This window comes from Streptomyces sp. MMS24-W38 (genome assembly GCF_059889265.1).
In genome coordinates this window covers 668,419-682,606 of sequence record NZ_JCBCPP010000001.1, presented here as the reverse complement: position 1 = coordinate 682,606, position 14,188 = coordinate 668,419, and the positions used below count along the sequence as shown (strand labels likewise).

Annotated in this window: 13 protein-coding genes; 8 read left to right on the top strand and 5 right to left on the bottom strand. The window is 73.5% G+C overall.

Features of this window, described 5'->3' with window-relative positions; all coding sequences use genetic code 11:
- The first annotated feature begins 170 nt into the window (after positions 1-170).
- The 3 genes from rsgA to AC6F7H_RS02070 all read left to right on the top strand — a co-directional run bounded on the left by rsgA (position 171) and on the right by AC6F7H_RS02070 (position 3,269).
- A complete protein-coding gene (rsgA, locus tag AC6F7H_RS02080; RefSeq protein ID WP_500761624.1) occupies positions 171-1,241 on the top strand; it encodes a ribosome small subunit-dependent GTPase A in 1,071 nt (356 codons plus the stop codon).
- Between the two features lie 88 nt (positions 1,242-1,329).
- Positions 1,330-2,730, top strand: coding sequence for an AlkA N-terminal domain-containing protein (locus AC6F7H_RS02075; protein WP_500754811.1), 1,401 nt, complete (start codon positions 1,330-1,332; stop codon positions 2,728-2,730).
- A gap of 2 nt (positions 2,731-2,732) precedes the next feature.
- The gene (locus AC6F7H_RS02070; protein WP_500754810.1) at positions 2,733-3,269 is read left to right on the top strand and encodes a methylated-DNA--[protein]-cysteine S-methyltransferase; all 537 of its coding nucleotides are present in this window, start codon (positions 2,733-2,735) and stop codon (positions 3,267-3,269) included.
- Positions 3,270-3,295: 26 nt separating this feature from the next.
- On the opposite strand, the gene AC6F7H_RS02065 is transcribed toward AC6F7H_RS02070, so the two are convergent.
- Complete coding sequence (locus AC6F7H_RS02065; protein WP_500754809.1) at positions 3,296-3,778, bottom strand: DUF456 domain-containing protein; 483 nt, start codon at positions 3,776-3,778, stop codon at positions 3,296-3,298.
- 178 nt (positions 3,779-3,956) lie between these two features.
- Here AC6F7H_RS02065 and AC6F7H_RS02060 point away from each other — a divergent pair, with 178 nt between their 5' ends.
- Together AC6F7H_RS02060 and AC6F7H_RS02055 are read left to right on the top strand one after the other, a co-directional pair.
- Positions 3,957-5,168, top strand: a complete 1,212-nt coding sequence (locus AC6F7H_RS02060) for a protein phosphatase 2C domain-containing protein (RefSeq protein WP_500754808.1) — start codon at positions 3,957-3,959, stop codon at positions 5,166-5,168.
- A 93-nt stretch (positions 5,169-5,261) separates the two neighbouring features.
- The gene (locus tag AC6F7H_RS02055; RefSeq protein ID WP_500754806.1) at positions 5,262-7,004 is read left to right on the top strand and encodes a pyruvate dehydrogenase; all 1,743 of its coding nucleotides are present in this window, start codon (positions 5,262-5,264) and stop codon (positions 7,002-7,004) included.
- Between the two features lie 7 nt (positions 7,005-7,011).
- On the opposite strand, the gene AC6F7H_RS02050 is transcribed toward AC6F7H_RS02055, so the two are convergent.
- A complete protein-coding gene (locus AC6F7H_RS02050; RefSeq protein ID WP_500754805.1) occupies positions 7,012-8,409 on the bottom strand; it encodes a helix-turn-helix domain-containing protein in 1,398 nt (465 codons plus the stop codon).
- Positions 8,410-8,699: 290 nt separating this feature from the next.
- Between AC6F7H_RS02050 and AC6F7H_RS02045 the strand changes: the two genes are divergently transcribed.
- Positions 8,700-9,311, top strand: a complete 612-nt coding sequence (locus tag AC6F7H_RS02045) for a hypothetical protein (RefSeq protein WP_500754803.1) — start codon at positions 8,700-8,702, stop codon at positions 9,309-9,311.
- 242 nt (positions 9,312-9,553) lie between these two features.
- On the top strand, positions 9,554-10,003 hold the full coding sequence (locus AC6F7H_RS02040) for an ATP-binding protein (RefSeq protein ID WP_363034850.1): 450 nt from the start codon (positions 9,554-9,556) through the stop codon (positions 10,001-10,003).
- A gap of 14 nt (positions 10,004-10,017) precedes the next feature.
- On the opposite strand, the gene AC6F7H_RS02035 is transcribed toward AC6F7H_RS02040, so the two are convergent.
- Positions 10,018-11,061, bottom strand: coding sequence for a DUF2637 domain-containing protein (locus AC6F7H_RS02035; protein ID WP_500754802.1), 1,044 nt, complete (start codon positions 11,059-11,061; stop codon positions 10,018-10,020).
- Between the two features lie 248 nt (positions 11,062-11,309).
- Positions 11,310-12,164 (bottom strand): (2Fe-2S)-binding protein, encoded by an 855-nt coding sequence (locus AC6F7H_RS02030; RefSeq protein ID WP_500754800.1) that lies wholly within the window; start codon positions 12,162-12,164, stop codon positions 11,310-11,312.
- Between the two features lie 189 nt (positions 12,165-12,353).
- Between AC6F7H_RS02030 and AC6F7H_RS02025 the strand changes: the two genes are divergently transcribed.
- Positions 12,354-13,217 (top strand): GntR family transcriptional regulator, encoded by an 864-nt coding sequence (locus AC6F7H_RS02025; protein ID WP_500754799.1) that lies wholly within the window; start codon positions 12,354-12,356, stop codon positions 13,215-13,217.
- A gap of 16 nt (positions 13,218-13,233) precedes the next feature.
- Here AC6F7H_RS02025 and AC6F7H_RS02020 read toward each other — a convergent pair whose 3' ends face one another.
- A complete protein-coding gene (locus AC6F7H_RS02020) occupies positions 13,234-14,001 on the bottom strand; it encodes a hypothetical protein (RefSeq protein WP_363034858.1) in 768 nt (255 codons plus the stop codon).
- Positions 14,002-14,188 lie beyond the last annotated feature (187 nt).

The window sequence follows — 14,188 nt, the reverse complement described above, 5'->3', positions numbered from 1 at the left end:
TCCATCCGTTTCATCTCCGTGGCCACCGGCTGACCTCACCTTTCCGTTCCGCGCGTCTTCGCGCGGCCGCCGGGGCCACCCTCGCGAAGGGTCACCCCTTGAGTTCCACCTCTTCTTTCTCCACCTCCGCCACCACCTTTTCCGTCTCCCTCCCCACGTCGAAGTCCTCCGTGCTGGCCGCCTACGGCTGGGACGGGACGTGGGCCGACGCGTTCGCCCCGTACGAGGCCGAAGGGCTGCTGGCCGGGCGCGTGGTGCGGGTCGACCGCGGGCAGTGCGACGTGGTCACCGCCGACGGGACCGTACGGGCCGACACCGCGTTCGTCACCCCGCGCGACCCCCTGCGGGTCGTGTGCACCGGGGACTGGGTCGCCGTCGAACCGGAGGGCGGCACTCCGCGCTACGTACGGGCGTACCTGCCGCGGCGCACCGCCTTCGTGCGCTCCACCTCCTCCGAGCGGTCCGAGGGACAGATCCTCGCCGCCAACGTCGACCACGCCGTCATCGCCGTCTCGCTCGCCGGCGAGCTGGACCTGGCGCGGATCGAACGGTTCCTCGCCCTCGCCTGGGAGTCCGGGGCGCAGCCGGTGGTCGTGCTCACCAAGGCCGACCTGGTGCCGGACGCGGTGACCCGGGCCCATCTGGTCCAGGACGTGGAGACCGCCGCGCCCGGTGTCCCGGTGCTCGCCGTCAGCGCGCAGGAGGGCGAGGGACTGGACGTCCTGGCCGCGGTCGTCTCCGGCGGTACGTCGGTACTGATCGGCGTGTCGGGCGCGGGCAAGTCCACCCTCGCCAACGTGCTCCTCGGCGAGGACGTGATGGACGTCCAGGCGGCCCGGGAGGTCGACGGCAAGGGCCGCCACACCACCACCACCCGCAACCTGCTCGCCCTGCCCGGCGGGGGAGTCCTCATCGACACCCCGGGCCTGCGGGGCGTCGGGCTCTGGGACGCTGGCAGCGGCGTCGGCCAGGTGTTCTCCGAGATCGAGGAGCTCGCCGGGGGCTGCCGTTTCCACGACTGCGCGCACGAGAGCGAACCGGGGTGCGCGGTCCTCGAGGCCATCGAGGCGGGCGCCCTGCCGGAACGCCGCCTCGAGAGCTACCGCAAGCTGCTGCGGGAGAACCAGCGCATCGTCGCCAAGACCGACGCGCGGCTGCGCGCGGAGATCCGCAAGGAGTGGAAGCGGAAGGGGGCGGTGGGCAGGGCGGCGATGGAGGCGAAGCGGGGCCGCCTGCGCTGACCCGTCGGCGTACTCCTCGCCGCACCCCGCCTCCCTGTCCGATTTCCGCCAGCCGGTCTCCCCCGGCCGGCGGAGACTGGACGGTGTGATGGACGAGGACAGCAGGTACGAGGCGGTGCGCAGCCGGGACGGACGGTTCGACGGGGCGTTCTTCTTCGCCGTCGGGACGACCGGGATCTACTGCCGTCCCAGCTGCCCCGCCGTCACACCGAAACGACGCAACGTGCGGTTCTTCGCGACCGCCGCCGCCGCGCAGGGCGCCGGATTCCGGGCCTGCCGGCGGTGCCGTCCGGACGCCGTCCCCGGCTCCGCCGAGTGGAACGTGCGCGCCGACGTGGTGGGCCGGGCCATGCGGCTGATCGCCGACGGCGTGGTCGACCGCGAGGGCGTCGCCGGACTGGCCGCCCGGCTCGGCTACAGCGCCCGCCAGGTGCAGCGCCAGCTCACCGGCGAACTGGGCGCCGGTCCCGTCGCCCTCGCCCGCGCGCAGCGCGCGCACACCGCACGCGTGCTGCTGCAGACCACCGGGCTACCGATCACCGAGATCGCCTTCGCCGCCGGGTTCGCCAGCGTGCGGCAGTTCAACGACACCGTCCGGGCCGTGTACGCCGCGACCCCCACCGCACTGCGCGCCGCCGCACCCGGCCGCGGCCGGGCCGCCGCCCGCCGTACGGCCGCACCCACGGCGGGCATCCCCGTGCGGCTCGCCCACCGCGGCCCGTACCAGCACCGCCCCGTCTTCGACCTGCTGGAACGCGAGGCGGTCCCGGGCGTCGAGGAGGTCACCGGAATCCCGGGTGCCCGCACCTACCGGCGCACCCTGCGGCTCCCGTACGGCATCGGCGTCACCGCCGTCGACGAACGTCCCGGGACCACGCGCACCGGCTCCGCCGCCCGCCCCGGCGGCTGGCTCGACGCCCGTGTCCACCTGACCGACCTCCGGGACCTGACCACCGCCGTCCAGCGGCTGCGCCGCCTCTTCGACCTGGACGCGGACCCGTACGCCGTGGACGAACGGCTCGGCGCCGACGCGCGGCTCGCCCCGCTGGTCGCCGCCCGGCCCGGACTGCGCTCGCCGGGCACCGCCGACCCGGAGGAACCCGCGGTACGGGCCCTGGCGGGCCGCGAGGAGGCCGCGCGGCTGGTCCAGCGGTACGGCAAGAGGCTCGACGCCCCCTACGGGAGCCTCACCCACCTCTTCCCCGAACCGGCCGTCCTCGCCAAGGCCGAACCCGGTGGCGCCCTGGGCGCGCTCACCGCCGCCCTCGCGGACGGCACCGTACGCCTCGACCCCGGCGCCGACCGGGACGACGCAGCGGACGCCCTGCGCGCCGTTCCCGGCCTGGACGCCCGTACCATCGCCGAGATCCGCACCCGTGCCCTCGGCGACCCGGACGTGGCCCCGCCCGGTCCGGAGCTGCCCGACAGCTGGCGCCCCTGGCGCTCATACGCACTGAACCACCTGCGCACGGCAGGGGAGTTGGAGTAACGATGACCACGACGAACACGACGGCCACGACGATCACGACGCCGAGCACCCCGCACCCGTACTGGACGAGCGTGCCGAGCCCGCTCGGGCCGTTGCTCCTCACCGCCGGGCCGGACGGGGAGCTGACCTCGCTCTCGGTGCCCGGTCAGAAGGGCGGTCGCGGTGTGCCGGCGGACGGGAGGCAGGACCCGGGACCGTTCCGCGCGGCGGAGGAACAGCTCGCCGCCTACTTCGCCGGTGAGCTGAGGGATTTCCGGCTGCCGCTGCACACCGCCGGCACCCCCTTCCGGGAGAGGGTCTGGGCCGCGCTCGACGACGTCCCCTACGGGGCGACCGTGTCGTACGGCGAGATCGCCGCCCGGATCGGTGCCTCCCGGGCCGCCGTACGGGCCGTCGGCGGCGCGCTCGGCGCCAACCCCCTGCTGATCGTGCGCCCCTGCCACCGGGTGATCGGCGCCGACGGGTCGCTGACCGGATACGCGGGCGGCCTGGACCACAAGGTGCGCCTGCTCACCCACGAAGGGGCCCTTCGTCCGTAGCCGGGCGCCCGTTTCGTCCGGGGCTCTCAGCCCCAGAACACCGCGCCGAGCCACGCCGCCGTGATCAGCTGGCAGGTGAACAGTTCGGTCAGCAGGCTCCAGCCCCCCGCGCGCATCGCCGTACGCGTCGCCGCGACCGCTTCGCCGTGGCGGCCCAGGCGGATCCGCTCGCCGGCGTAGATCCCGGCTACGAAGCCCGGGACGGCGCCCAGCACGGGCACCAGGACGAAGCCGAGGAACGACCCCGCGCCGGCGTACGCGAGCACCCGCCCCTCGATCCCGTCGGCCCGTAGCCGGCGGGGTGGCAGCGTCCAGCGGACCACCTGGGAGAGGAGCAGGGCGACGGTCGCCCCGACGAGCACCCACCACGCCACGGGCCGCGGGTCCTTCAGGGCCCACCAGAGGGTCCCGGCCCACACCAGCCACGACCCCGGCACCCCGGGCAGCAGTACTCCGCACAGGCCGAACAGGATCACCAGTCCGGTCAGCAGGAGGTCCCACGCTCCCATCCGTCCAGGGTGCCGGAGGGCGACGAAAGGCGCAGACCAGGTGCGCCGGACCCGCACAGGCCACTCCTGTAGAACGGACGTTCCAGGTGGCGGGTGGCGCGCCGTCGCCGCCCGGCACCGGGGACGGATTTCCTGATGCCCCGTTTCCATCGGACCCTCGCGGTGGAGAATTGAGGGTATGAGCGAGCAGGGGGGCGGGTCCGCCGGTCACGAGGACGACTGGTGGGGGCAGTTGTACGACGACGCCGGTGATGACACGGGCTCCGCGCCCGCGGCCGACTCCCTCGACGACCGCTTCGACTCCGCGGCCGGCACGGTGAACGAGCGGCCGACCGGGCCCGCCGCCGAGGCCACGCCCACCCTCGCCGATGTCCCCGCCGACCCCCGTGCACAGCGTCTCGCCCGCCCCGCCGGAGCGCCGCCGGTGCCGCGCGGTCATGTGGGCTCCCGGCCGCCCACCTACGACGCCGAACCCACCGCGCTGCCCGCCGCAGACCCCCACGAACTGGACGACCTGGTCCCGGACACCGTGCTGGACGGCGCCCGGTACGGGGCCTGCACCCTGCGGGCCGCGTCCGTACGGGGCGACTTCGCGCGCCACCGGGGCGAACCGCGGCGGGACGCCCTGCTGACCGCCCGGTTCGGCAACGGGGACCGGGCACTGGTGCTGGTGGCGGTCGCGACCGGCGTACGGGCCACCCCCGGCGCACACCGCGCGGCCGCCGAGGCCTGCCGGTGGATGGGCAGGGCGGTGGGCCTCAGTCATTCCCGCCTCGCCGAGGACATCAGGGCCGCCCGGCGCGGCGAACTCAAGTCCGGGCTGCACCGACTCACCGACCGCACCCTCGGCAGGCTCCGCGCGGGCGCCGCCGAGCAGGGTCTCGAACCCGAGGCGTACGGGGCCACCCTGCGCTGCCTCCTGCTGCCCGCCGACCCCGAATGCCGTACCCGGGTGTTCTTCGGCGTCGGCACCGGCGGCCTGTTCCGGCTGCGGGACGGCGCGTGGCAGGACATCGAACCGGAGGCCGCCGAGGCCAGGGGAGGGGCCGTGATGGGCTTCGGCTCGCCGCCCTCCGAGACCCCCGAGGGCGACCGGCTCACCATGGACCTCGGCATCCCGACGCCCCCGAGCCCGTACGAGCCCGCCCCCGGCCCCCCGCGCGAACTCTTCCGCTTCCGCACCTCCATAGCCCGTGAGGGTGACACCCTCCTGCTGTGCAGTGCGGGCCTCGCCGATCCGCTGCGCGGCGAGCGAGAACTCCGGTCCCACCTGGCCGAGCGGTGGTCCCGACCCGAACCGCCGGGCCTCGCCGCGTTCCTCGCCGACACCCAGGTACGGGTCAAGGGGTACGCGGACGACCGTACGGCCGTCGCCGTCTGGGAGGCGTGAGCGCGACAGGTGTGAATTCATGGACCCCGGAGGGAGACCCGGAAGCCCGCAGGCCCGAGGGATTCACGGACACCGAAGGGGCACACGAGAGCCATGGCCAAACAGAACGTCGCGGAACAGTTCGTCGACATCCTGACCCGCGCGGGAGTCAAGCGCCTCTACGGCGTCGTCGGCGACAGCCTCAACCCCGTGGTCGACGCCGTGCGCCGCAACTCCGCCATCGACTGGGTCCACGTCCGGCACGAGGAGACCGCCGCCTTCGCCGCCGGTGCCGAGGCCCAGATCACCGGCCGGCTCACCGCCTGCGCCGGCTCCTGCGGGCCCGGCAACCTCCACCTCATCAACGGGCTGTACGACGCCCACCGGTCCATGGCCCCGGTCCTCGCCCTCGCCTCGCACATCCCGTCCAGCGAGATCGGCCTCGGCTACTTCCAGGAGACCCATCCCGACCAGCTGTTCCGCGAGTGCAGTCACTACAGCGAGATGATCTCCAGTCCCCAGCAGATGCCCCGGCTGCTGCACACCGCCATCCAGAACGCGGTGGGCCGCTCCGGCGTCAGCGTCGTCACCCTGCCCGGTGACATCGCCGACCACGCCGCCCCGGAGAAGGCCGCCGAGACCGCCCTGGTCACCTCCCGGCCCACGGTCCGGCCCGGCGACGCCGAGATCGACCGGCTCGTCGACATGATCGACGCGGCCGGGAAGGTCACCCTCTTCTGCGGCGCCGGTACACAGGGCGCGCACGCCGAGGTCATGGAGTTCGCCCAGAAGATCAAGTCCCCGGTCGGGCACGCCCTGCGCGGCAAGGAGTGGATCCAGTACGACAATCCGTACGACGTCGGCATGAGCGGGCTGCTCGGATACGGCGCCGCCTACGAGGCCACCCACGAGTGCGACCTGCTGATCCTGCTCGGCACCGACTTCCCGTACAACGCCTTCCTCCCCGACGACGTGAAGATCGTCCAGGTCGACGTGCGGCCCGAGAACCTCGGCCGCCGCTCGAAACTGGACCTCGCGGTGTGGGGCGACGTGCGGGAGACGCTGCGCTGTCTGACCCCGAGGGTCAAGGCCAAGGACGACCGCAGGTTCCTCGACCGGATGCTGAAGAAGCACGCGGACGCGCTGGAGGGGGTGGTGAAGGCGTACACGCGGAAGGTCGAGAAGCACGTGCCGATCCACCCCGAGTACGTGGCCTCCGTGCTGGACGAACTCGCCGACGACGACGCGGTGTTCACTGTGGACACCGGGATGTGCAACGTCTGGGCGGCCCGCTACGTCTCGCCCAACGGCCGCCGCCGGGTCATCGGTTCGTTCTCCCACGGCTCGATGGCGAACGCGCTGCCGATGGCGATCGGGGCGCAGTTCGTCGACCGGGGCCGACAGGTCGTGTCGATGTCCGGGGACGGCGGATTCGCCATGCTCATGGGTGACTTCCTCACCCTCGTCCAGTACGACCTGCCGGTGAAGGTCGTCCTCTTCAACAACTCCTCGCTCAGCATGGTCGAGTTGGAGATGCTGGTCGCCGGGCTGCCCTCGCACGGAACCGCCATGAAGAACCCCGACTTCGCCGCCGTGGCCCGCGCCTGCGGCGCGCACGGGGTGCGGGTGGAGAAGCCGAAGGACCTCGCCGGGGCCCTGAAGTCGGCGTTCAAGCACGAGGGCCCGGCCCTCGTCGACGTCGTCACCGATCCCAACGCGCTGTCCATCCCCCCGAAGATCAGCGCCGAGATGGTGAGCGGCTTCGCGCTGTCCGCGTCGAAGATGGTGCTGGACGGCGGGGTCGGCCGGATGCTCCAGATGGCGCGTTCCAACCTGCGCAACGTGCCCCGGCCGTGACGGGAAGTCAGCCCGTCCGGGGCATCCAGCGGCGGGCGCTGGTGTCGTACTCGTAGCGGGGCAGGCCCTCGACGCCGCTGGTGCGGAACGGACGGCCCCGGTCGTCGATCCGCACGGTGCCGGAACGGCCGGTGGAGGACCAGTCCAGTTCCAGGTACCAGCGGCAGTCGCAGGTCACGGTCCGGGCGGTGACCTGCAGCACCTCCGGGTCCGTCGCGGAGACACGGTAGGGCATGCGGACCGCCGGGATCGGCGTACCGGCGTCGTTCCCGGCGACCGCGCGGGCGATGGGCCGGTCCTTGTCCAGGTTCACGTCGAAGTACCGCGGGGTGAGGGCGCCGCCGCAGCCCTGGTCCATGGCGTACGCGTTCCCCGGGGCGGGGTCGGTGCGGCCGGTCACCCGGACCCGCAGCGCCGTGAGGACGACGGCCGTGTCGGACGTCCCCTGCACGGACAGCTTCACGATCGTCTCGCCCCCGTGCACCGCCGTCTGCGTCGCCGCCCAGGTACCGGCGTCCTGCGGGACCGGGGGCGGCGGCACCTCGGCGGGCGGCTTGGCGATGACGTAGTCGTGGCCGCAGCCGAACGCCCAGGCATGCGAGTCGACGGTCCAGGCGAGGGGCGTCCCGGCGGGGGCGGCGGACTTCTCGGGGGCGCGTCCGGTGCCCCCGGGAGAGGCCGGGTTGGACGGCTCGCCCCGCGCTCCGGGGGCGTCGGGGGTGCGCCCCGAGCCGGAGGAACCAGAAGCACCTGACGCGGGCGGCGCCGAGGAGGGGCGGTCCGCTGCCGTGGGTTCCGCGGAGGCGGTCGGTGCCGGGTTCGCGGTGGCGGCCCGGGTGCCGTCGTCGGGGGAGGAACGGTGACCGTCCGGCAGCGCGGCCAGTGTTCCCACCGTGGCGAGTGACGCACAGGCGACGACAAGTGTGCCCGCGACGCGCTTGCGCCGGTACCAGGGCCGGGGGCGGGCGGGCGCGGGCCGAGGGCCGCTCACGATGCCGGCGTCCGGGGCAGGACGCTCGGTGCGGGTGCGGGTGCGGGTGCGGGTGCCGGTGTCGGTACCGGCGGTGGCGACGGCAGCGTCACCGTCCCCGTCACCGCTGGGAGCGTCCGCACCCGCCTCCGTCTCTGCCCGCGCCTCCGCCGCCCGAGGCCGTTGTCGTGCCGCGGCCGCCAGGAGCCAGCGGCGGTGGAGTTCCAGGCGTTCCCCGCCCGACGCCCCGCACAGGGCGGCGAAACGCTCCACGGGCGCGAAGTCGAGGGGGACCGCCTCTCCGGCGCAGTAGCGGTGCAGAGTCGAGGTGTTCATGCCGAGGCGGCGGGCCAGCGAGCCGTAGCTGCGGTCCGTACGCTCCTTCAGTTCCCGCAGCAGCGCCGCGAACCGCGCCACATCGTCCTGTGCCGACACCGTCACCTCGTACTCGTCGGGCCGAACCGGGCACGGAACGGCATCCCAGGCATCCCATGTACCTGCACGTCAGACGGGCTGGGATGGTTCCATCCCCAGGGATCGGGCGCCGACGCTTGCGCCGGCCTCCCGGGACGGCCGATGCTCTGGGTGTCGTCCCGACGACCACCGGACGGACCACCGCGCTCATGACGGTGGCCGCGGTGCACGACGGCCGGACCAACGGCCGGCCGACACGGCCGCAACACGCCGTACCGCATCCCACCACGCACTCCTCACGGGGGACACCCATGCCCACGCGCACCCGCGCCGCCGCACTCACCGTCGCCGCCCTCGCCGCCGTCACGGCACTCACCGGGCCGGCCGGGGCCCTGGAGAACAAGGCCGCCTCACCCAGGTTCCTCGCGGCTTCCGAGCTGCCTCCGCACGCGTGGTCCGAGTGGACCGCGGGACCGGTCACCGACGGCTTCCCGACGGAGCTCGCCTACTGCCTGGGCGAGGGCGTGCCGGCCCACGGCTACCGGCACCGGGTCTTCCACACCGAACTGGACACGGGCGCCGTGCAGGCCACCGTCGTGACCGGCTCGGCCGCCCAGGGCAAGGCACTGGCCGCACTGCTGAACAAGAAGATCCGTTCCTGCGCGGACCGGATCGAGCGAACCGACCCGGAATTCGACGCCGAGGGCCAGTACTACGGCTCGCTGCCGGTCGAGGAGGGCGCGCAGGTGCACGGTCTGCACACCAGCGCCTCCTGGGGTGCCACCGACATCCACCTGCTGTCCGTGGGACGGGACGGCCGGACGGTGACCGTCGTGAGCTGGGGGCAGATGGGCGACTTCGACGACGCCCCGGTGGCCGCCTTCAAGAAGACGACGACCACGGCCGTCGACAAGCTGTACTGACGGCGCCCACGACCACCGTGAAGACCGGGGTCGTCCTCTCGCCACGGGGGTCGGGAGGACGACCCCGCACACGTGTGTGGCCGTTGAAGTCCGGCCAATAACCGGCCTTGACCATGCCGCATGTCTTGGCGCGTGGGTGATGGGGCATGGATTCCCATGGACATGTTCGAGCCGCAGGGGGAATCGACACCGGAACGCGGGCGGGGGCCATGAGAAGGCAGGTACGAGGGGGTGGCCCCGGCATGGCCGGGACGACCCGGGTGACCACCGTGGAGGAGACGGCCGACGGTGACGGGGAGCGGGCCCCGGCGGCACAGCTGAGACGCCGGCTGGGACGCGCGGACCTGCGGGCGGTGCCCGAGTCCCGCCACGACCTGCGAGAACTGCTCAGGCACTGGGGCAGACCCGGACAGTCGGAGACGGCCGAGCTGCTCACCACCGAGCTCGTCACCAACGCGTTGGTCCACACCGACCGGGCGGCGGTCCTCACTGCCACCGTCGGACCCCGTGGACTACGGGTCGAGGTGCGGGACTTCGTGGACCACGAGCCCCGGCCGCGGGTACCGGACGCAGGTGACGGTACGCACGGCCGGGGGCTGGTGCTGGTCGAGTCCCTCGCCGACGCGTGGGGGATCAGGGCGCACGCGGTGGGCAAGGCGGTCTGGTTCGAACTCGACGCGGACGCCGCCTGACGCGCCGTCGCCCGTCAGCCGAACTGCTGCTCCAGGTCCTTGAGCTTGCGCTCCAGGGAGTCCAGGCGCGGCAGTGCCTGGGTGTCGTCCTCCGCGGTGAGGTCGACGGTCACCGGGTCGGAACCGCGGCGTACCGGCTGGAGGGAGGGACGCGCGCGCATCGGCAGGGCCTCCGGCGCCGGTATGGCGGGCTCCGCGGGGACCATGTCGTCGGCCCGCTCCACCGTCGGAGCCTCCACCTGGTGGCCGGCGCCCCGGCCCAGCACACCGCGGTGGCCGCGGCTGATCGCCTTCAGCCGCGCCCGCTCCACCCGCTCGTGCTCGCGCCTGCGCCGTCGCGTCTCGTCCCTCTGGCGCTGGTCCTCGCGCACCTCCTCGACCGCCTCGTCCAGGCTGCGCACGCCCTCCAGGAGCATCAGCGACCAGGCACGGTACGTCTCACGGGGGGCCCGCAGCCAGCGGACGATACGGATCTGCGGCAACGGACGTGGCACCAGGCCCTGTTCGCGCAGGGCGGCCCGGCGGGTCTGCTTCAGCGCGCGGTCGAACAGCACGGCCGCCGACAGGGACATACCCGCGAAGAAGTGCGGGGCACCCGCGTGTCCGATGCCCCGGGGAGCGTGCACCCAGTTGAACCAGGCCGCGGCGAACGCGAACGTCCACACGAGTATGCGGGAGCCGAGCGCCGCGTCACCGTGGCTCGCCTCGCGCACGGCGAGCACCGAGCAGAACATCGCCGCGCCGTCCAGACCGAAGGGGACGAGGTACTGCCAGCCGCCGGACAGGCCGAGGTTTTGCTCACCGAAGCCGACCAGGCCGTGGAAGGAGAGCGCCGCCGCCACCGCCGCACAGCAGAACAGCAGGACGTAGGAGACGGTGCCGTAGACGGCCTCCTTGCGCCTGCGGCGCTCCTCGCTGCGCTCCCACGAGTCGTCCGCACTCGTGTCCTTGACCGAGGAGCGCTTGCCGCGCGCGAGCACCGCCACCGCCGCCAGCATGCCCAGGAGCAGCACGGCGCCCGGAAGCAGCCAATTCAGCGATATGTCGGTCAGTCTCATCTAGGGGTCCCTTGCATTGGGATAGGGCGTAACGCCCGCCATAGTGGCCCAATCCCACCGTCCCTCAGGGGATTTCGGGGCAAGTGGCGGCCATCGAAGCGCGAGGGGACACCCAGGGCGTCGTTCTGCTCGAACTGACGCTCGGGTCGTGAGAGTCGGGTTCGAATGAGACTACCCGTACGAGTGGTTCAGTGGAGAGTTCCCGCGGCGAGTGAGGGAATCGTGAATCGCCTGTGACCTTCGCGGTGTCAGCTCGCCCTCGCCAGCTGCCTGGTGACGGCCTTCGCGCCCCCGCAGGTGCGCGGACAGGTGGCGCAGATGTCCTCGGGGCGCAGGGTGTAGAACATGCAGCAGCTGATCCGGTCCCGGGTGTGGGTCGGTTCGCCCTCCGGCCCGGTCGCCCGGCGGAACCCCGCCGCACCAACGTACGGCTTGGTCGCGCCGGGCAGCAGCAGTTCCAGCTCCCGCAGGGCCCGCTCCTCCTCGCCGAGCAACTGGCCGATGTACCGCAGGCTCTCCACGACCTCGTCGGTCGCCATGCCCCACAGGGCGCGGCCGCGCCGCCGCATCCGCGGGCCGAAGCCCGTCAGGACGGGTCCGAGGTGCTCGGCGACTGCGGTCCGCACCTCGGCCCGCAGCGCCTCCTCGTGCGGAACCACGCGGGCGCCGGGCAGCGAGGCCGCCGGGTCGCCGGGAAGGCAGGCGAAGGTGTCCGGCCGTACGGCCATGCGGCCCACGGCGAGCCCGGCGGCGGTGCGGTCGAAGGAGACGTGCGTCACGGGGTAGCGCGGCACGCGGCGGTGCAGGAACCACGGCACGGTGATCAGCAGGCAGGCGGGCCAGGCGTAGCGGTGCAGGCCGAAACTGGCGACCACGTCCGGGCGGGCCGACTGCCCGTAGTCCCGCAGTATCTGGCTCTCGTCCCAGGCCAGGAAGGCGTCCAGCGCGCTCCCGCCGTCCCCTTCGGCGAGGGCGTCGGCGGCGACCCAGGCGCCGCCCCGGGGAGTCTCCTCGCCGGCGGCGAGTTCCGTGACGGCGAGTGCCGGGAAGGCCTCTGCCAGGCGGGCGTACGCGTCCGCGACGGCCGAACCGGGCACTGCCATGGGATCACCCCTTCACGTCTCGTCGAGCCGGACCGATGCCGGCCGACACCGGGCCAATAAAGGTAAGCCTCACCTTACCCAAGATCGCCGGGATGTGAACCGGGGGCCCGGTGCCCTTAAGGTGCTTGACGAGCGAGTGACAAGCCACCGTAATGACCCCAAGTACCGATACATCCGGAGGAGGACCCGGTGAAGCAGGGCACGAAGGGCTTTGTCGGGGTGGACGACACGGGGACCGGACAGGGCGCCACGGACAGGGGCAGGGTGCCCGCCCAGCCCGGCGTGGAGGACGTGGACCGGCGGCGGAACCGGCCGCGAGGCGAGGGGACCGGCGCCGCCGCACCCGGCAGGACCGAGGCCGACGGCGTACGCGGTGAGCACACGCACGGCGAACCGGCCCCTCCCCGGCCCCTGCCCCGACGGTCCGTCCAGCGGTCCTCCGTGCGCGGGCAGATCCTCGCCGCGCTGCGCACCGCCCTGGTGACGGGTGATCTGCGGCCCGGCGCGGTGTACTCCGCGCCGGTGCTGGCCGAGCGGTTCGGGGTCTCCGCGACGCCGGTCCGCGAGGCCATGCAGCAACTCACCCTGGAGGGCGCGGTCGAGGTGGTGCCGAACCGGGGGTTCCGGGTCGTGGAGCGGGGCGACCGGGAACTGGCCGAACTGACCGAGGTCCGGGCGCTGATCGAGATCCCGGTGGTGCTGCGGCTGTCCCGTACGGTGCCCGCCGAACGCTGGGCCGAACTGCGCCCCCTCGCCGAGGCCACCATCCGCGCCGCCTCCTCCGGCTGCCGTGCCACGTACGCCGAGTCAGACCGCGCCTTCCACCGCGCGGTGCTCGCCCTGGCCGGCAACGAACAGTTGCTCCGGATCGCCGAGGACCTGCACCGCCGCGCCCAGTGGCCCCTGATCGGCTCCGCCCCCGGTGCCCGGGGCGGGGCGGCGCGACTGGTGACCGACGCCCACGAACACACCGCCCTGCTGGACGCGTTGATCGCGGGTGACCCGGACGCGGTGCGGTCGCTGGTGGAGGACCACTTCACCGGGGTGGTCTGAGGACGTCGGGGCGCCACTACGCCGAGGCCGCTCCCGGCGCCGGCGGGGCCAGTTGGCGGGACAGCCAGGTGGGGACCCCGCCGAGCAGGCGCAACAGGCGGCGGGCCTCCTCCCGCAGGCGGGACGCCTCCGGGTCGGTCTCCGTGTCGGCGAGGGAGACCAGGGCCGGTGCCGTGCCGACCAGATAGCCCAGCTCCTCGCGGATCCGCAGTGATTCGGCGAAGCCGTGCCGGGCCTCCGCCAACTCGCCCTCCCTCAGGGCGAGTCCGGCGAGGTGGCGCCAGGTGCCGGAGAGCAGCAGCGGATCGGCGTGCGCGGTGGCGCCCGCGTGGGCGCGGTGGTACGCGGCGCGCGCCGACTGCGGGGACCGGGTCAGGTTCTCGGCGATCAACCCGCGCCGGAAGTCCAGCAGCGCCCGCGCCGCGGCCCCCGGAGGGATCAGCGCCGCCGCGCGTCCGAGCGCGGCCCGTGCCTCGTCGGCCCGGTCCCGCACGCCGAACAGGGTGGCGGCGTAGGCCAAGTACCCGCGTTCACAAGCGGCGGCGCCCCGCTCGTCGTCGCTGTCGGCCAGCGCCTCGGCCGTACGCAGCGCGTCCTCGGCCTCCTCCCACCCCGCCTCGGTGTACAGGCACCGCTCCACCAGGAGCGACGCCCGCTGCAGCGCGGTGGCCGGGGTCACCGGCGTGAGCAGGGCGGCGGCGTCGACCCAGCAGGCGCGTGAGCGCAGCCGCCATACCGCGGTCTGGAGAGGATCGTCACCAGCGGTCGTTCCGTTACCAGACATGGCGGTATGCGCCACGTTGCCCTCCCCGAGCACGCCTTCGAGCTGTTGAGTGGTGGCCGCATCTCAGCACGAACAACGGGGCCGGGCCAAGAGGGTGGGTGAAGGATTTCACAAAGTCATGGATCAGCGGGCACGAACGGCCAACACCCCGACGGCGCCCGCGAGTCCCCACCGGCGCACGACTCCA